The sequence below is a fragment of the Flavobacterium sp. genome (genome assembly GCF_041392085.1).
GTDB lineage: Bacteria > Bacteroidota > Bacteroidia > Flavobacteriales > Flavobacteriaceae > Flavobacterium.
This window is the reverse complement of record NZ_JAWKMW010000004.1, coordinates 107077-126313: the sequence shown is the minus strand read 5'-3', so window position 1 is coordinate 126313 and position 19237 is coordinate 107077. Positions and strand designations below refer to the sequence as shown.

18 protein-coding genes are annotated in these 19237 nt (G+C 32.8%); 12 read left to right on the top strand and 6 right to left on the bottom strand.

Features of this window, described 5'->3' with window-relative positions; all coding sequences use genetic code 11:
- Positions 1–10: 10 nt before the first annotated feature.
- Positions 11–580, top strand: a complete 570-nt coding sequence (locus R2782_RS00590; protein WP_371266104.1) for a DUF3575 domain-containing protein — start codon at positions 11–13, stop codon at positions 578–580.
- Positions 581–592: 12 nt separating this feature from the next.
- Positions 593–1168, top strand: coding sequence for a hypothetical protein (locus R2782_RS00585; RefSeq protein ID WP_371266103.1), 576 nt, complete (start codon positions 593–595; stop codon positions 1166–1168).
- Here R2782_RS00585 and corA read toward each other — a convergent pair.
- Entirely contained in the window at positions 1165–2238 is a 1074-nt protein-coding gene (gene corA, locus R2782_RS00580) for a magnesium/cobalt transporter CorA (RefSeq protein ID WP_371266102.1), read from the bottom strand. The genes R2782_RS00585 and corA overlap by 4 nt on opposite strands.
- A gap of 68 nt (positions 2239–2306) precedes the next feature.
- On the opposite strand from corA, the gene hutI reads away from it, so the two are divergent.
- A complete protein-coding gene (gene hutI, locus R2782_RS00575; RefSeq protein ID WP_371266101.1) occupies positions 2307–3545 on the top strand; it encodes an imidazolonepropionase in 1239 nt (412 codons plus the stop codon).
- A 50-nt stretch (positions 3546–3595) separates the two neighbouring features.
- Here hutI and R2782_RS00570 read toward each other — a convergent pair whose 3' ends face one another.
- A complete protein-coding gene (locus R2782_RS00570) occupies positions 3596–4480 on the bottom strand; it encodes a hypothetical protein (protein ID WP_371266100.1) in 885 nt (294 codons plus the stop codon).
- A gap of 107 nt (positions 4481–4587) precedes the next feature.
- Between R2782_RS00570 and R2782_RS00565 the strand changes: the two genes are divergently transcribed.
- Together R2782_RS00565 and R2782_RS00560 are read left to right on the top strand one after the other, a co-directional pair.
- Positions 4588–5628, top strand: a complete 1041-nt coding sequence (locus R2782_RS00565; protein WP_371266099.1) for a formimidoylglutamase — start codon at positions 4588–4590, stop codon at positions 5626–5628.
- A 63-nt stretch (positions 5629–5691) separates the two neighbouring features.
- On the top strand, positions 5692–6945 hold the full coding sequence (locus R2782_RS00560) for a DEAD/DEAH box helicase (protein ID WP_371266098.1): 1254 nt from the start codon (positions 5692–5694) through the stop codon (positions 6943–6945).
- On the opposite strand, the gene R2782_RS00555 is transcribed toward R2782_RS00560, so the two are convergent.
- The 3 genes from R2782_RS00555 to R2782_RS00545 form a co-directional block, all read right to left on the bottom strand.
- Positions 6942–9131: a response regulator gene (locus tag R2782_RS00555; RefSeq protein ID WP_371266096.1), complete on the bottom strand. Its 2190-nt coding sequence runs from the start codon at positions 9129–9131 to the stop codon at positions 6942–6944. The two genes, R2782_RS00560 and R2782_RS00555, sit on opposite strands and share 4 nt — an antisense overlap.
- Before the next feature lie 73 nt (positions 9132–9204).
- Positions 9205–10899 (bottom strand): energy-dependent translational throttle protein EttA, encoded by a 1695-nt coding sequence (ettA, locus tag R2782_RS00550; protein ID WP_371266095.1) that lies wholly within the window; start codon positions 10897–10899, stop codon positions 9205–9207.
- Between the two features lie 19 nt (positions 10900–10918).
- A complete protein-coding gene (locus R2782_RS00545; protein WP_371266094.1) occupies positions 10919–11101 on the bottom strand; it encodes a CAL67264 family membrane protein in 183 nt (60 codons plus the stop codon).
- Between the two features lie 151 nt (positions 11102–11252).
- On the opposite strand from R2782_RS00545, the gene R2782_RS00540 reads away from it, so the two are divergent.
- A complete protein-coding gene (locus tag R2782_RS00540; RefSeq protein WP_371266093.1) occupies positions 11253–13472 on the top strand; it encodes a M20/M25/M40 family metallo-hydrolase in 2220 nt (739 codons plus the stop codon).
- A gap of 50 nt (positions 13473–13522) precedes the next feature.
- On the opposite strand, the gene holA is transcribed toward R2782_RS00540, so the two are convergent.
- A complete protein-coding gene (gene holA, locus R2782_RS00535; RefSeq protein ID WP_371266580.1) occupies positions 13523–14530 on the bottom strand; it encodes a DNA polymerase III subunit delta in 1008 nt (335 codons plus the stop codon).
- A 59-nt stretch (positions 14531–14589) separates the two neighbouring features.
- Between holA and R2782_RS00530 the strand changes: the two genes are divergently transcribed.
- The 6 genes from R2782_RS00530 (at position 14590) to R2782_RS00505 (ending at position 19228) form a co-directional block, all read left to right on the top strand.
- Positions 14590–15042: a type I restriction enzyme HsdR N-terminal domain-containing protein gene (locus R2782_RS00530; RefSeq protein WP_371266092.1), complete on the top strand. Its 453-nt coding sequence runs from the start codon at positions 14590–14592 to the stop codon at positions 15040–15042.
- A 5-nt stretch (positions 15043–15047) separates the two neighbouring features.
- Complete coding sequence (locus tag R2782_RS00525) at positions 15048–16043, top strand: glycosyltransferase family 2 protein (protein ID WP_371266091.1); 996 nt, start codon at positions 15048–15050, stop codon at positions 16041–16043.
- Between the two features lie 86 nt (positions 16044–16129).
- Complete coding sequence (locus tag R2782_RS00520; RefSeq protein ID WP_371266089.1) at positions 16130–16966, top strand: flagellar motor protein MotB; 837 nt, start codon at positions 16130–16132, stop codon at positions 16964–16966.
- Between the two features lie 144 nt (positions 16967–17110).
- Positions 17111–18172, top strand: a complete 1062-nt coding sequence (locus tag R2782_RS00515) for a GyrI-like domain-containing protein (RefSeq protein WP_371266088.1) — start codon at positions 17111–17113, stop codon at positions 18170–18172.
- Positions 18173–18241: 69 nt separating this feature from the next.
- Entirely contained in the window at positions 18242–18784 is a 543-nt protein-coding gene (locus R2782_RS00510; RefSeq protein ID WP_371266087.1) for an RNA polymerase sigma factor, read from the top strand.
- Between the two features lie 30 nt (positions 18785–18814).
- A complete protein-coding gene (locus tag R2782_RS00505) occupies positions 18815–19228 on the top strand; it encodes a hypothetical protein (protein WP_371266086.1) in 414 nt (137 codons plus the stop codon).
- The last annotated feature ends 9 nt before the right edge of the window (positions 19229–19237 follow it).

Sequence of the window (19237 nt, the reverse complement as noted above, 5' to 3'; positions counted from 1 at the left end):
AACCCCAAAAATGAAAAAAATTATTTTTAGCTTATTGGTTTTTACACAAGTTATGGTGGCTCAGGAAAACAATTCCTTTAACTTGGGTAAAAATGAAATCAAGTTTGATGTTGTCTCTGTGGTTGCTTTAGGAAAAATTCACATCAGTTATGAACGTTTTCTTAGTGATGATTTTTCAATTGGAATCAGTGGTAATTTTAACCAAAGTAAATCTAGAGAAAAAGATTTTGAAAGTGGTAAAAACCGTACCTTAGAGGAATACCAAATTATTCCTTTTGTACGCTATTCTTTATCTAAAAGTCAAATCCGCTATTATTTTATTGAAGTTTTTGTCTCAGCCAACCAAGGAAAATACAGAGAATTAGAACGATTATTGGATGCAAATAATAACGGATATTACCAAGCCGTTCAAAAGGACTATTCTGATTATGCTATTGGAGCTGCCATTGGACACAAATTTTACATCAAAGAAAAATTAGGTGTTGATATTTTTGTAGGAATGGGAAAAAATCTTTTTAGTAGTGGTGAGAGTCCTGACGTTATTTCACGTGTTGGGGTTAATTTAGGTTATCGATTTTAATACAGTTTGTTTATGAAAGCATTACACTATACATTTTTGTTCGCATTAGTTATTCTTTCCTTATCTTGTAGTAAGGAAGATGAAGAATTTTACAATGCAGTTTACACTACTATTCCCGGTTTGGTTACTATTGAAACAGAGTCAAATTATGAGGTGAATGATATACTATGGTTAAATACAAATTCATTTTCAAGGTATTTGTCGGAGCCTAATCAAACTACACTTTTAGATGTTTATAGAACTACCAATTCACAAACATTTAGTTTTTTATACCGTTTGGAAAAACAAGTAGACGGTGAATGGGAAAATGTCTCCGTAGGCAATAATTTTATTGAAAATAAAGGCGAAATGACTATTGGTAATTATATTACAGGTATTGCTCTTTATAACAATAGTAATGAATCTTATGAGTTTAGAGGAGGGTTGGTTTTAACAGAACCTGGACAATACCGTATTGGCTTTTTTAGCGGATTTAACGGTTCAAATTTTGACATTATTTCTGAAAGTGCCAATCGTTCAACTTTTTTAACCATTGCCACAACAGCAGTAAATACCGTAAACGGATTTTACACTTTTACAGTCAATTAGAACCATTTTTTTCGTTTAAAATAATACATCATTCCTAAAACTAAAATAAACATAACTCCCATTGTGATAAAATATCCGTTGGGAGCTTTTAATTCTGGTATGTTTTCAAAATTCATACCATAAACACCCACAATAAAAGTTAGTGGAATAAAAATGACGGACACCACTGTTAGTGTTTTCATGATTTCATTCATCCGATGACTTTGAGCAGAAAAATAAAAATTAGAGGCACTATCCAACGTATTGATGTCGTAGTCAACTTGATCTAATAACTCTAAACTTTTTTGGTGCAATCGTGAAAAAAATGAATAATTTGATTTTTCAATGCCATTAAAATCATCATCATCCTGCATCGATTTTAAGTTGAAAAGTGAATCTTTCAACGGAATAATCGAGCGTTTTAAATAATTTAAATCTTCACTGCATTTTTCAATTCTAACCAAAACATCCTGACTCTCATTCACCTTTGCTTCAATTTGAAGCAGTTCGATATGATCTTCATATTTTTCTATGGTTATATAAAAGTTCTCCATTACAGCATCCAACATCAGATACAGCAAGAAATCATTTCGTTTTTTGCAGACTAAGCCAGTGTTGGTTTTTATTCGTTCTCTTATATGTGTGAAAAAATCACCTCTTTTTTCCTGAAATGAAATAATCAAATTATCTTTCAATAGAAAACTAATTTGTTCTACGCGTACACTGGTGTCTTTTTCAGGCAAAATGGATTTGATACTAAAAAACAAAGCATTTTGAAGTTCTTCCATTCTTGTTCGTTTGGCTACATTTAAAATATCACCGGCGATATAACCATCAACACCGATAGTCTCAACAATTCGCTTAATAAGTTCTCCATTATGTAGACCATGAATATTGAGCCATTTAACATCTTCTGAAGCCAATAATTCATCTATTTCAACTTTATCTAAGTCTAGGTTTTTGGTTTCAGTATAGGATTCAGAATTGTACACAAACAATTGCATTTCAATTGGCTGATCATTATGTTGCCCGGTATATTCAAAATGGTTGGGTTGTACTTTTCTTCCCTTTTTATATTTTAGTCGTTTCACAGTTATATTTTTTATAAATTTAAGAGAATTAATTTTTTCATTCTATTTTTACAGAAAATATTTTTCTCATGCAGATACTCATTGTCAACATTAAAGAACTTATTCAAATTAGGGAAAATGGAATTCAGAAAGTTTCCGGTACCGAAATGGCTAATTTACCTTTATTAAAAGATGCTTTTTTGTTGATTGAAAATGATTTAATAGTCGATTATGGTTTGATGAGTGAATGCCCTTCTCTACCCGATGCTCGGATGATTGACGCAAATGGAAAAGTAGTTTTACCAACTTGGTGCGACAGCCATACTCATCTGGTATATGCCGGCAATCGAGTACAGGAATTTGTAGATAGAATTAATGGATTAAGTTATGAAGAGATTGCCAATCGTGGTGGTGGCATTTTAAATTCAGCTCAAAAACTGAATGAAACGAGTGAAAATGAGATTTACGAACAATCAAAAGTGCGTTTAGAAGAAATCATGAAATTAGGTACCGGAGCCATCGAAATTAAATCCGGTTATGGTTTAACCGTAGACGGCGAAATTAAAATGCTACGGGTAATCCGACGATTAGCAGAAAACTATCCTATTAAAATAAAAGCTACGTTTTTGGGTGCTCATGCATTTCCGAAAGAATTCAAAGAAAACCATTCAGGTTATATTGATTTAATTATTAATGAAATGTTACCTAAAATTGCTAAAGAAAACTTAGCCGATTACATTGATGCTTTTCTTGAAACCGGCTATTTTTCTGTAGAAGAAACTGAACGAATTATAGAAGCCGGTAAAAAATACGGTTTACAAGCCAAAATTCATGTCAATCAATTCACAGCTATAAACGGAATTGCCACATGTGTAAAACACAATGCTTTGTCGGTTGATCATTTAGAAATTGTAACTGATGAAGATATCGAAGTGCTTAAAAATACACAAACGATGCCAGTCGCTTTGCCTTCTTGCAGTTATTTCATCAGCATTCCATACACACCCGCTCGAAAAATGATAGAAGCTGGTTTGCCATTGGCTTTAGCTACTGATTATAATCCGGGTACAACACCTTCAGGAAATATGAATTTTGTTGTTGCTACCGCTTGTATTAAAATGAAAATGACTCCCGAAGAAGCTATTAATGCAGCAACAATAAATGGTGCCTATGCGATGGGAATTTCAGAAACGTACGGAAGCATCACCAAAGGTAAAAAAGCCAACATTATCATCACTAAACCCATTCATTCGTTTTATCAATTGCCGTATGAATTTGGAAGTAATTTGATTGAGAATGTTTTTATAGATGGAAAAATCATAGCATAAAAAAGGAGCAACATTACATTGCTCCTTTTTCTATTCTATTTAATTAATTCTTATTTCAAAGTGAAACTGGTTTTTCCAACCAATTCACCTTTGTCAAAAATATTTACATAGTAAGTGCCTTTTTCAAAGTTTTCACCCGGAAGGTTTTCAGAAACATTGACGGTGTTGTTTTCATATTGAACAGTAGAGATAAAACTGTAGGTTAATGACTGATCACCAAATTCGATTAGTTTTTTCTCACCCAATACATTGTTTTTACTGTCAATTACTTGAATGTAATACGATTTATCACCTGATTTAGCTACTTTATTTTCAGCAATCGTAAAACTTACTTTTAAGATATCTGCTCGTCTTGCTCGCTCAGTGGCCACTTCTTTACCGGAACTTTTAACTTTGTAAGCTCCTGTTTTTAAGTTTAAGATGGATAATTTAGAGGCTTTTTCAACGGTTTTTGATAATTCTTCATTTTGACCTGACAGTACTTGGTTGTATTGTTGAGCTTCCACTAAAATTGTTTTGGTGCTGTCAATTTCGGTAGTTAAATCTTGATTCATCTTTTTCAAATTCTCATTTTCTTGAATCAAATCATTCATTTTGGACTGTAAGTTAGCAATTTGTTTTTTATAACTAGCTAATGTACCGGCATCCACTTTTGCTTTCTTTAACTCTTCCATTAACTTGACAACTTTGTCGCGTTCCGCTATTAACTCCTCAGACATCGACGTGTTTTCGGCAATAGCAGCATCGTAAGTAGTTTTTAATTGAGCTAATTCTGCTAAAGCAGTTTCTTTTTCTGTGGTTACAGATGATAATTCGGTTTCTACTTTCTTAGCATCGGAACTCATTTTAAACATGTAGCCCAAACTGGCTAAGAGCAAAAGAGATAATACCAAAATTATCGCTTTTAATTTTGAATTGTTGTTTTGATTTTCCATAAGATTAGTTGATTTTTAGGCAAAGTTAATTTTATTTTAGATTCGTTTTGCATATGCATAACGTTATTTTGCATAAAAATAGTATTTTTGATTGCAATTATTTTTATATGGAGAATCTGGTTCCGTTTACTTCGATAGAATTAGGAAAAATCACCAATCACAGAAGCGGTGAAATAAAATTTGGCGAAAAAATGTTAACGGTCCCAAAAGAGGGAGACCCTATTCAGTTTATCGCAAATTGCAAAGCTAAATTTGTGCTGTTTGGTATTCCTGAAGATATTGGTGTACGTGCCAATTTTGGTCGTCCCGGAGCAGCTTCGGCATGGCAATCAGCAATTAAAAGTATAGCCAATATTCAGCACAATCGTTTTTGTAAAGGGAGCCAACTTTTAGTACTTGGTTCTTTGGATGTAAAAAATGAAATGCAGTTAGCTGAAAAATTAGATTTTCATAATGTTAATGACCGTAAGACATTCTCAACTTTGGTTGAAAAAATAGACAAAGAGGTTTCTCATATTATTTTTACTATTGTTAAAGCCGGAAAAATTCCGATTATAATAGGAGGCGGACATAACAATGCCTATGGTAATATAAAAGGAACTGCTTTAGCAAAAAGCAAACCAATTAACGTAGTTAACTTTGATGCCCATTCTGATTTTAGAATCTTAGAAGGGCGTCATAGTGGTAATGGTTTTTCGTATGCCTTTGACGAAGGATTTTTAAAAAAGTATTTTATTTACGGTTTACACGAAAGTTATACATCTAAAAATGTACTGCTGCGATTGAAAGACTTAGAAGATCGCGTACGTTTTAACACCTATGATGAAATTGCTATACGAAAAGTAAAGAACTTTGAACAAGAATTAAATCAGGCATTAACTTTTATCAAAAATGAACCGTTCGGAATTGAAATTGATTTAGATTCTCTACCAAATATAGCTAGTAGTGCCATGACACCAACGGGGTTTTCAATAGAGCAAGTACGTCAATTTGTTCATCATTTTGGAAAACATTTTCATTCTACGTATTTACATATTTGTGAGGGAGCTCCTGATTTAGCAGAGGATAAAAACCCTCAATTAATTGGAAAATTAATAGGTTATTTGATTACGGATTTTATGAAGGCAAAGGCCGTATTGGAGGAGTAAGTTCAATTTAAACATTATTTGAGACAAAAAAAATTGACCTATCTTTGTCGCAAATAAAAACTTATGACTTTTCAGGATTTACATCTTCTTTCCAATATACAACATGCCTTGTCTGATGAAGGCTATACAACCCCTACTCCAATTCAACAACAAGCCATTCCAATTATTTTAGAAGGAAATGATTTGGTAGGTTGTGCTCAAACCGGAACGGGAAAAACAGCCGCTTTTGCTATTCCTATTCTGAATACATTACACCGAATTGTGGGTTCTGCTCAAAAAAGAAAATACATCAGGACTTTAGTGGTTACACCTACTCGTGAATTGGCAATTCAAATTGGTGAAAGTTTTGAAACGTATGGAAAATACACCAACATTAGACAATTAACAATTTTTGGTGGTGTTAGCCAAGTTCCTCAAGTAGATCAATTGAAAAAAGGGGTTGATGTTTTGATTGTTACACCGGGTCGTTTGTTGGATTTGCACAAACAAGGTTTTATTGATTTAAATCATTTACATACGTTGGTTTTGGATGAAGCCGATCAAATGTTAGATATGGGTTTTATTAATGATGTTAAAAAAATTATCAAGCTAACGCCTGATAATCGTCAAACATTACTGTTTTCTGCCACAATGCCAATAGCCATTCGGGAATTAGCGGATAGTTTTTTAACCGATCCAAAATATGTATCTGTGACACCAATTTCTTCAACAGCTGAAACGGTGGAGCAACGCATTTACTTTGTCAACAAAGAAGACAAACGAAAACTACTATATCATTTGATTCGAAATGAAGGTTTAAAACAATTATTGGTTTTCTGCCGAACTAAACACGGTGCTGACAATGTGGTCAAAGCTTTAAAGAAAAATGGTGTTAATGCTGAAGCCATTCACGGAGATAAATCACAGTCGGCTCGTCAACGTGTTTTAGAAGCATTTAAAAAGAATGAAATTTCGGTTTTGGTAGCCACTGATATCGCTGCTCGTGGAATTGACATTGAAAGTTTACCATTTGTGTTAAATTTTGATTTGCCAAATATTCCGGAAACTTATGTTCACCGAATCGGCAGAACCGGTAGAGCCGGAAATGGTGGAATTTCAATTTCTTTTTGTGGAAAAGATGAAGAAGTATATTGGAAAGACATTCAAAAGTTGGTCAAAGTGAATGTGAAAACCATCAAAGATCATCCGTATCCATGGACAACAACTGAAGTAACTAAATCAGAAGAACCAACAAAAAAAGATTATCGTAATACAAAAAAGAAGAATACTTCCAGAAAATCAGACGCTTCTAAAAAAAATAAAAAGCGTTGGTATTAATGATTGCTTCTCATTATTTGTTCAATACATTGAAGCAATTTTGAAGGTTCAAAAGGTTTTATTAATACGTCATTCATACCAACCTCAAAAGCTTCGTCTGTAATTTCATCTTTGGCAAAAGCAGTTAAAGCAATTATTGGAGTAGTATTTCCCTTTTTTCGGATTAAACGAGTTGTTTCAAAACCGTTAATCAGAGGCATATTAATATCCATTAACACGACATCAAAATGTTCTTTACCCAACGCCTCAATTGCTGCGTAACCATCGTCCACAATTAGGAACTTGAAGTTGTTTTTTTCCAATATTTTTCTAGTTACCATTTGGTTAATTTTGTTGTCTTCAACAACAAGAACCTTGTAAATTTGATTATTGGATAAATCAACCGGTATATTATTGATTATTTCACTTACTTTAGAACTATCTGAATCAAAGCCAATGGTAAATTCAAATGCTGTACCTTTACCTTCCTCACTTTTTACAAAAATTTCACTATCAAACAACTTAACTAATTTTTTAACAATAGATAATCCTAAACCTGCACCTTGGTAGTCGTCTTCTTTACGATCAATTTGCACAAACTTGTCAAATATTTTACCTAAATCTTTTTCGGCAATACCCATTCCGGTATCAATTACTTCAAACTTAACATAGCAAGTTTGATCTACCTTTTTGGTTAGGTTTGCGACTATTTTTACTTCACCATCTTGGGTAAATTTTAAGGCATTACTAACTAAATTCATTATGATTTGAGACAATCTGATTTTATCTCCCACGAGAAACTCAGGAATAGTAGGGTCAATTTGTATTAGGATAGTGTTATTGTTTCGGGTTGCTATAAAAGAAAGAGAATTAGACACCATTTTGATTTCGTCTGCTATATTCATAATAACATTCTCCAAAACTACTTTGTTTTCTTCAATTTTATTGATTTGAAGCAAGTCATTTACTAACGATAGCAGATAGCGAGCAGAAAATTTTAAAGAACTTAGGTGTGGACTGTGAGCTAATTCTTTGTGCTCATCAGAAAGCATATTTGTTATGCCAACTACTCCATACAAGGGTGTACGTAATTCATGACTTATAGTTGAAATAAATTGAGTTTTTAATTTAGAAGCTTCTTCAGCTTTTTCTTTAGCTAAATTTAATTCTTCATTCTTGGATTCTAAATAGTCATTAATTTTTCTTCTGAAGATATTATTTCGGTATAAAATATAGAGGAGAAACATCATCAGTAGTAAGAATATTAATATAAGCGTTACAATAATTTTTGTTTTTTTTAAACTATCAGCTTGAAGTTTTCTTTCACTTTTTATCTTTTCAATTTCTTTTTTAGATTCGTCTAATTCGATTTTTAAACCGACTAATCCTATATTTTTAATATTTTCGGATCGAAATACCCTGTCTTTCACCTCTTCATGATTATCCAAGGTTAAGTAAGCATTTTTATAGTCGCCTATTTGAAATAAATGATTTGCATATTGTTCGTAACTATCCGATAAATAGGAATCTAATTGATTGTTTGAACTAATTTCAATTGCTTTTTGAAAATGTATTTTGGCTTTTGTATTGTCTTTTAGATAACTAAACTTCATACCCAACAACAAATTCAAGTAGGTTTCGGTATCGGGATATCGGATATAATCAATATATTTTTCAGCAAAATTTAAGTTTTCTATTGCTTTTGTATAATTTTTCTTCTGAAAATAAGCCCATGAAAGATTTATTTTTGTGAGGACAGTCGAGGCAGTATCTTTTAAGCGATTCGAATATGTTAATGATTTAATATAATAAGCTATCCCATTGTCTATATTGCTTTTACGATACAAGTATATATTTCCTATGTTATTATAAAACCATGTTTTAAGTGTATCGTTTTTTGCTTTTTCAGAAAAAAAAATAGCTTTATTATAAAAATCAAGAGCCTTGTCTTCTTCCAAAATCTCTTCGTAAGTTCCTGCTATTGAATTATAAGCTAAAGCAATGAGGTTATCGTTTTTTAATTGACTTGCTAAACGTAAAGCTTCGTTAGAAAGTAAAAGTGATTGTTTATATTTTGTTTTAAAATGTAAACTGTCCGATGTAGTCAACATATTCAAAACATCTTCTCGGGTTGCTTTTGTTGCTTGAGAAAAAATGGATAAAGGCAGAAGTAAACACAGCAGTAGGAAACTGAATTTTCGGGACATTCGTAAAGATATTTTATCAAATATAATTTAAAATAATGTAAAAAAATCCTGATTTCTCAGGATTTTTTTACTTTTAGTTTCTTACCAGTTTTTTATACTTAATTCGTTTTGGGGTTAAATCACCTCCTAAACGTTTGCGTTTGTTTTCTTCGTATTCAGAGAAACTACCTTCAAAGAAATATACTTGCGAATCACCTTCAAAGGCCAAAATATGCGTGCAAACCCTGTCTAAAAACCATCTGTCGTGTGATATAATCACTGCACATCCCGCAAAATTTTCCAAACCTTCTTCTAATGCTCGCAAAGTGTTTACATCTAAATCATTGGTTGGCTCATCGAGTAACAACACGTTTCCTTCTTCTTTTAAGGTAATGGCTAAATGTAAGCGGTTACGTTCTCCACCCGAAAGTGTAGCTACTTTTTTATTTTGATCGCTTCCACCAAAATTAAATCTACTTAAATAAGCTCTTGAATTGACTTGTCTTCCGCCCATCATAATCAATTCCTGACCATCACAAAAGTTTTCCCAAATGGATTTTTCCGGATTAATATTGGAATGGGATTGATCCACATAAGCTATTTTTACGGTTTCACCTATCGAAAACGTTCCTTTGTCCGGCTTTTCTTCACCCATAATCATTTTGAAAATAGTGGTTTTTCCGGCACCATTCGGACCAATAATACCCACAATTCCCGCTTGTGGGAGGGTGAAATTCAAATCTTCATACAACAATTTGTCTCCATACGCTTTAGCAACCCCTTTTGCTTCAATTACATTTGTTCCTAAACGCGGTCCGTTTGGAATATATAATTCTAATTTTTCATCCAATGCTTTTTGGTCTTCATTCAAAAGTTTATCGTAATTCTGTAAACGGGCTTTTTGTTTCGTTTGACGTCCTTTTGCACCTTGACGCACCCATTCTAACTCACGTTCTAATGTTTTTCTGCGTTTGGAAGCTACTTTTTCCTCTAATTCTAAACGTTTTGATTTTTGGTCTAACCAAGAAGAGTAATTTCCTTTCCATGGAATACCTTCTCCTCTATCCAACTCTAAAATCCATCCGGCCACATTATCTAAGAAATAACGATCGTGTGTAACGGCAATTACCGTTCCCGGATATTGTTGTAAGTGTTGCTCTAACCACAAAACTGACTCCGCATCCAAGTGGTTGGTTGGCTCATCTAATAATAAAACATCCGGTTGTTGCAACAATAATCGACATAAAGCCACACGTCTTTTTTCACCACCGGACAATACTTTGATCGGTGTATCTGAATCCGGTGTACGAAGTGCATCCATCGCTACTTCTAATTTATTATCAATTTCCCACGCTCCAACGGCATCAATTTTATCTTGCAATTCAGCCTGACGGTCCATCAATTTTTGCATTTTATCGGCATCCTCATAGACTTCCGGTAAACCGAACATATCATTGATTTTGTTAAATTCTTCTAAAAGGGCAAAAATTTCTGCAGCACCTTCGCGAACAATTTCAATTACAGTTTTGGTTTCGTCTAATTGTGGCTCTTGTTCGAGGTAACCTACTTTATATCCGGGAGCAAAAACAACATCACCCTGGTAATTTTTATCTACACCGGCAATAATTTTAAGCAAAGATGATTTTCCGGAACCGTTTAAACCTAAAATACCAATTTTAGCTCCATAAAAAAAGCTCAAATAAATATCTTTTAAAACTTGTTTGTTCGTGCTGGAGTAAGTTTTACTCACTCGTGACATCGAAAATATTACTTTTTTATCGTCTGACATTTTTAGTTTTTTAATAAAGTTATACTCTTCCTTTCAAAGCATTAAACACCCAAGCAATGGCAAAAAAACCGATTCCTACGGCTGCAAATCCCCAACCGGCAACATCTGCATAGCGGTAAATTCCCAATCCGATTAAAATTAATCCCATTAAAATCATGATAAAGGTGGCCCACGCTAAGACTGTATTTTTATTCATTCCCATAATTCAGTTATTAGTTTTTGGAATTACAAATATCGTTAATAATGTTATAATAAAAAATCAAAAATGATTGTAAACAAATCATAAACTGTTGGTAATAATTTATCCAGCCGTATTGATTTAATATATTTGCAACTTTAAATTAATATTAATCATGTTCAAATTTAAATCAAGCCTTTTATTTTTATTGCTAACCTTTGTTTTTGCTACGGCTCAAGAGCGTCACTTAAAAAATATCAAACAACTTACTTTTGGTGGCGATAATGCGGAAGCTTATTTTAGTCCGGATGGAAAAAAATTAACCCTTCAAGTGACTAATAAAGCGTTTGGTGTTCCGTGTGATCAAATTTTTATGCTGGATTTACAGGAAAAAGAATTCAATGAAAAAAGTTTAAAATTGATTTCTACCGGAAAAGGAAGAACCACTTGCTCTTATTATATGCCGGATGGAAAGCATCTTTTATATGCTTCTACACATGCTGATAATCATGCTTGTCCTGCTCCTCCTAAATCGACCGATGGAAAATACCTTTGGGCGATTTATCCTGAATTTGATATTTACATTGCCGATTTAAATGGAAACATCACCAAAAAATTAACTGATTCTCCCGGTTATGATGCTGAAGCGGTAGTTTCACCTGACGGAAAAAAAATTGCGTTTACCAGCATTAGAAGTGGTGACTTAGAAATTTACACCATGGATATTGATGGTTCTAATTTAAAACAAATCACTTTTGGTTTAGGTTATGACGGAGGTTGTTTCTTTTCACATGACAGCAAGAAAATTGTATTTCGTTCTTCCCGCCCTAAAACAGAAGAAGAAATCAAAGAATACAAAGATTTATTGAGTCAAAATTTGGTTGCTCCTTCGGAAATGGAAATTTATACTTGTAATATTGACGGGTCTGATTTAAAGCAAATTACCAACTTAGGAAAAGCCAATTGGGCTCCTTATTTTCATCCGTCAGACCAAAAAATTATTTTTTCTTCTAACCATCATTCAACAAGAGGATATGATTTTCAATTGTATATGATTGATATCAATGGTGAAAATTTACGTCAAATTACGTGGGAAAGTGAATTTAATGCCTTTCCGATGTTTTCACCCGATGGAAAAAAATTGGTTTTTTCGAGTAATCGAATGCAATCGAAACCGAGAGAAACCAATGTGTTTATTGCAGATTGGGTAGATCATGACGAGGCGGAATTGACGCAACCCAAATCGTTGAAAAAACACATTTCCTATTTGGCATCAGATGAATTACAAGGGCGATTAACCGGTTCTAAAGGTGAAGAATTGGCGGCTAATTATTTGGTAAAAGAACTAAAAAGTTTAGGCTTGAAGCCCTATGACGGAAAAAATTACATTCAAAAATTTGACTATAAAGTACGTTTAAATCCGCACGATTCGACGCAAATTAAACAAAATTCAGGAAAGAATGTGGTTGGCTTTTTAGACAACAAAGCGACTAAAACCATCTTGATTGGAGCACATTATGATCATTTGGGATTGAATGAGCACAACCATTCTTCTAAACCCAATTCAAAGGGAGAAATTCACAATGGTGCGGATGACAATGCTTCAGGTGTGGCAGCTGTTTTAGAATTGGCTCGCATGTATTCTAAAAATAAATCGACTGAAAAAGTAAATTATTTATTTGCCTTTTTCTCTGGTGAAGAAGACGGACTAATCGGTTCAAAACAATTGGCCAATGTGTTGAAAAACAATCATCCGAATATTATCAGCATGATTAATTTGGACATGATTGGTCGCTTGAATGAAATGAAAAACTTGACGGTAGGTGGAATTGGAACCAATCCCAACTTTAAATCAATTGTGGAACGAAATAAACCGGCCGGATTTGCCGTAACGTTGGACGAAAGTGGTATGGGACCCTCGGATCATACTTCCTTTTATTTGAAAAATATTCCGGTTTTGTTTTTCTTTACGGGAACCCATTCCGATTACCACAAACCATCAGATGATGAAGAAAAAATCAATTATTATGGAGTCCGCAACATTACCGATTATGTTTTTAGAGTGTGTAACGAAATTGCAGCCTTAGATAAAGTAGAATTTGTTCCCACCAAAACAGATGCTCCTAAAACCGCACCAAAATACAAAGTCACATTAGGCATCATGCCGGATTATACCGACCACGGAGACGGATTACATGTAGATGGTGTAACGGATAACAGACCAGCTCAATTAGCAGGAATACAAGGCGGAGATGTGATTCTAAAAATTGGCGATTGTGAGATTAAAGAAGTTTATGGCTACATGAACTGTTTATCAAAAATCAATTCCGGTGATGAACTACCGGTTACGTTTAAACGCAATGGGGAAACGAAAACAGTGAATGTGAAGTTCTAATTTCTAAAAAATAATATATCAACCATCAATCTCCCCCTAATGGTGGTTTTTTATTTTGCAAAAATGGTAGTCAGCAACTCTTTGTATAAATCTTCATCGTTGAGTTGATTGGCTCCTACTCCTTTGCTTTTCACATCAATTTCGCGGAGTTTGGCTACGATGGCACTGACTTTTTTCATGGGATAATTTTTCAAAGCGACATCATAATCTTTCAAAAAGTAGGGATTCACTTTTATCACTTTTGAAACATTTCCGGGTGATTTGTCTTTTAACCCATGGTATTGTAACAAAGCGGAGAAAAAACTAAATACCATTCCAACAGTCAATACCATCGGATACTCTTTTTTGTTTTGCGAAAAATGTTGAGCAATTCGGTAGGATTGTAATTCGTTGCGGTCACCAATGGCTTTTCGGAACTCAAACTGATTAAAATCTTTGCTAAACCCGATATTCGTCTCAATATGATTCGGATTAATTACCGTGCCTTTGGGTAAAATGATTTGTAGTTTGTCTAATTCATTGCTGATACGACTCAAATCGGTTCCTAAAAACTCGACCAACATCGCGGCAGCTTTCGGTTCAATGGAATAGTCCTTTGGCTTTAACACTCTGAAAATCCAAGCGGCGACTTGATTTTCATATAACTTTTTACTCTCAAAAAGGAGTCCGTTTTTTTCAATGGTTTTGGTTAATTTTTTACGTTTATCCAACGTTTTATATTTGTATGCAATCACCAAAACCGTTGTGGGTTGAGGATTTTCGGCATAACTTTCCAATTTATCAATGGTTCTGGAAAGTTCTTGTGCTTCTTTCACAATCACCACTTGTCGGTCGGCCATCATGGGATAGCGTTTGGCATTTCCTACAATGTCTTCCACGGTTGCATCACGTCCGTACAGCACCATTTGGTTAAATCCTTTCTCCTCTTCCGACAATACATTATCTTCAATATATTCCGTTAATTTATCAATATAATACGGTTCTTCACCCATTAAAAAATAAATAGGTTTGATGTTTCCGTTTTTAATATCGTTTATAATTTTTACAATTTCATCCATCATAGAGCTTGTCTTGGCGAATAAGTTGGCTGTTTGTTATAAATAAGTACATTTGCGGTATGCAAAAACTGAATTTTCCCGACTATTCCTTTCGCTTCAAAAATAGTGAAAATAACTTGTTGGTTTTTGATGAAATCAGGAAAAAATTTGTGGTACTCACTCCGGAAGAATGGGTTCGTATTCATGTTGTTCAATTCCTTATTAAAGAGAAAAACTATCCTAAATCATTAATTAATGTAGAAAAAGTTATTAATATTAATGGTTTAATAAAGCGTTATGATATAGTTGTTTTTCAACCAGATGGAAAAATTTTTTTAGTTGTTGAATGCAAACAATCCAACCTTGTCATTTCGCAAAGTGTTTTTGATCAAATTGCCCGATATAATTTGACATTAAAAGCCAATTATTTAATGGTTACCAACGGATTGAATCATTATTTTTGCCAAATGGATTTTGAGAAGGAAAATTATTTGTTTTTGAAAGATATTCCTAGTTATAACGCAATAACATAATCATTTTGAAAAAAATCGCAGTTGTAATTCTGAATTGGAACGGAGCTAAACTTTTAAAAGAGTTTTTGCCTTCGGTGGTAAAGTATTCGTCAGAAGCAGCGGTTTATGTAGTAGATAATGCCTCAACAGATAATTCTTTATTAGTTTTGAAAGAGGAATTCCCATCTGTTAAAATCATTCAAAACAAAGAAAATTACGGTTTTGCTCAAGGCTATAATAAAGGATTAGTTTCCGTTGAAGAAGAAATTTATTGTTTGGTCAATTCTGATATTGAAGTGACTGAAAATTGGCTCACTCCTATCCTAATCCATTTTGAAGAACATCCAAATACGGCGATTGTTCAACCCAAAATTTTAGACTATAAAAAGAAAACCCATTTTGAATATGCCGGTGCGGGTGGCGGTTTTATTGATAAATTTGGTTATGCATATTGTCGCGGACGTATTTTTAACACCATTGAAGAAGATAAAGGACAATACGATGATACAGCAAAAATATTTTGGGCTTCAGGGGCTTGTTTTTTTATTCGGAAAAAAACATTTCGAGAATTAAATGGTTTTGACTCGGCCTTTTTTGCTCATCAAGAAGAGATTGATTTATGTTGGAGAAGTTTTAATCTGAATTATGATATTTATTATTGTGGTCGCTCAACCGTTTATCATCTGGGAGGAGCCACTCTAGCAACGTCTAATCCTAAAAAAACCTTTTTGAACTTTAGAAATTCATTGTTAATGCTACTTAAGAATTTGCCTTCTAACAAATTGTTTTTTGTTGTTGTTATTCGATTATTTTTAGATGGATTGGCCGGAATTCAATTCGCCCTAAAAGGAAAATTCCAACATACTTTCGCAATCATAAAATCGCATGTTTCATTTTACTTATGGTTATTCAAAATTTTGCAAAAGAGAGGTAAGTTTTATAAACAAAATTATTATCAAACTAAAAGTATTGTTTACAATTATTTTATTAAAAAATACACGATATTTACACACAAATTTTAACAATAGTTTATAGTTTGAATTGTAATTCTATTGATTGATTGACGTTAATTTTGTAAAAAATAAAAAAAGTTTAAAAGTCTAAAATTATGAGAAGAACAGTTGTATTGTTATCCATTGTTGCCTTAACCCTTGGGTCATGTGGTACCAAAAAGAAAATTGCAGCCTTAGAAGCACAAAATAAAGAATGTCAGGATTTGCTCAATTCTGCCACAACTAAATTAAATTTATGTTTGAGCGAAAAAGAATTACTAACCAATCAGGTTAATGATTTAAAGAAAAACAACAGTGATTTAATTAACAACTTAGGCAATTTAACTACTTTAACAACCAAAGGTGCAGAAAATCTTGAGAAATCGCTCGAAAGTTTAAAAGAAAAAGATTTAAAAATTTCACGTTTACAAGATGCTTTAACAAAAAAGGATAGTGTTACCCTTGCATTGGTTACCAGTTTAAAAGGTGCTGTTGGCGTTTCTGACCCGGATATTGAAATCAATGTTGATAAAGGTGTAGTGATGATTTCAATTGCAGACAAGTTACTTTTCAAATCGGGTAGTTATGAAATCAGTGACCGTGCAAAAGAAATCTTAGGTAAAGTTGCCAAAGTAGTAAATGATAAACCTGACTTTGAATGTATGGTTGAAAGTCATACCGACAATGTACCTTACAGAAATGGTGTTTTATTAGATAATTGGGATTTAAGTGTAAAACGTGCGACTGCAGTTGTCCGTGTTTTAACTAATACTCACAAAGTTAATCCACGTCAATTAATTGCTGCCGGAAGAAGCGAATACTTACCAATAGTAGAAAATAATACTGTTGAAAACAGAGCTGCTAACCGAAGAACCAGAATTATTGTGATGCCTAAGATTGATCAGTTTTATGATATGATTGAAAAAGAAATGAAAAATCAAAGCGGAAAGTAATACTTCTCTGCTTTATTATTAATAATTACGCCACATTTTTTGTGGCGTTTTTTTATATCAAAAGCATTATGCGATAGCACTGTTTGTTAAAACAAAAAATAATTTTTCTACCTTTACATAGTTATTTTAACTCATCTTGTTGCAATGAAGATACTAAAGTATATTTTGCTGTTGATTTTGTTGTTTTTTTTAGCACTTACAGTTTATTTATCAACTGCTAAAGGGGTATTTACTGTTACAAAAAGTAAAATTATTTCTATTGATAAAACGACCGTTTTTCACTATGTGAATGACTTTCAAAATTGGGAGTTTTTTTGGAAAACTAACGATCATAATAGAAAAATTAATTACCCAATAAATACAATTGGTGTAGGAAGTTCTTTGCGTTGGACAGATTCAAATGGAGACAGTTTTGTGAAAACTATTTATTTGAAAGAAAACGATAGTATTGCTCAAAAAGTAAATTGGTATGGTGAGTCAGGAGAAGCTTACATTACTTTTAAAGATACTATTGGTGGTACTAAAGTTACTTGGAATACTAGTGGAGAATTGGATTTTATGGGTAAATTAAAGTCTTTGGTTTCCGGAGGATTTGAAAATAAACTGCGTTTAGATTTTGAAAATAATCTTACTACTTTAGAAAATGTATTAAATAAAGAGATATCAACTTATACTGTTGATTTAGATGGGGTTGTTGAAGTAGCACATCAAAAATATTTAAAACGGAAAGACGAAAGTAAAATATCCGAATATTACAGTGTGCTTCAAAAGTCATTACCCATGCTTCATCGATTCGTGCAGGATAATAATATTAAAACCAACAACCAACAATTTGCAGTATTTGATACGTATGATATCGAAAAAAACAAAACGATATTCTCTCTCGGCACAACATTAAAAGATATTATTTATACCACTCCGGAAAGCGAATTTACTGTTGACAGTATCCAGCCTCATCAAGCCTTGAAAATTATGTTAAAAGGTGATTATTCACATAGTAAAGAAGCCTGGGATAAAGGTTTTGATTACCTTAAAAAAAATAATTTAGAACAAGATTTCAATGGTGCTTTTAGAGAAGTATACGTGAAAAATAAAATTGGAGTAAAGCAACCCTCACAATGGATAACTGAAATCTATATTCCTGTAAAAAAACATTCAATTAAGACCATTAACACTACCTCAATTAATCCAGTAAATGAAGAATGATATTGATTTAATTTTAATAATATTTTAAACCTTTTTTAGTTCACATAGTCTAATCTGATAAACAAGGTTTTGCAAGACGAAAAAGAATTTTTAGAAGCGTTACTCAATCCGCTAACGCAACGAGTTGCCTTTCAGGAGCTAGTCTCAAAATACCATCGCTCACTTTATTCTCATATTCGGAATATAGTGTTAAATCATGATGACGCTGATGATGTTTTGCAAAATACATTCATAAAAGTATATGGTAACCTTAATAAATTTAAGGGAGAAAGTAAACTTTTTTCTTGGATATACCGCATTGCAACCAATGAAGCATTAACTTTTTTGCAACAAAAATCAAAACGATTTCAAATAACAAGTGAGGAGTATTTGTTCAAGCAAACTGAAAAAATGCAAGCAGATGAGTATTTTGACGGCGATGAAATTCAATTGAAATTACAAAAAGCAATTGCGCAATTACCGGATAAGCAGCAATTAGTTTTTAAAATGAAATACTTTGAGGAATTAAAATATGAACAAATTTCTGAAATTTTAGGAACTACAATTGGAGGTTTAAAGGCTACCTATCATATTGCAGTAAAAAAAATTGAAGAATATTTAGCACAAAATTAAACCATTTCTATTTTTTAAAGTCTAATGAACATGAATGAAAAGCATACCACTAAATTACCAAAAATTAAATCAGGATTTAAAGTTCCTGATAACTACTTTGAAGGACTGGAATCAAGAGTTTTAGCTCAATTGGAAAAAAATGAACCCAAAGTAATTGCATTGCAATCATACAGAAAATATTGGGTTTCAGCCATCGTAGCTGTAATAATTTTGGCAGTTAGTATTCCTCTATACCAAGCTTGGAAGATAAACAATACTTCTCTTGATAACGAAAGCATTGAGCAATATTTAAGTTATCAGCCCAATGTTTATATTGAAGATATTATTAGCCATTTAGATGATTCAGATTTTATTTCCTTGCAAAAAGAGCAGTCGTTAGAAGTAGAATCTATTGAAAAATACTTACTTGAAAACGAAACAATTGAGCACTATCTCATTGATTAATAAAGACAT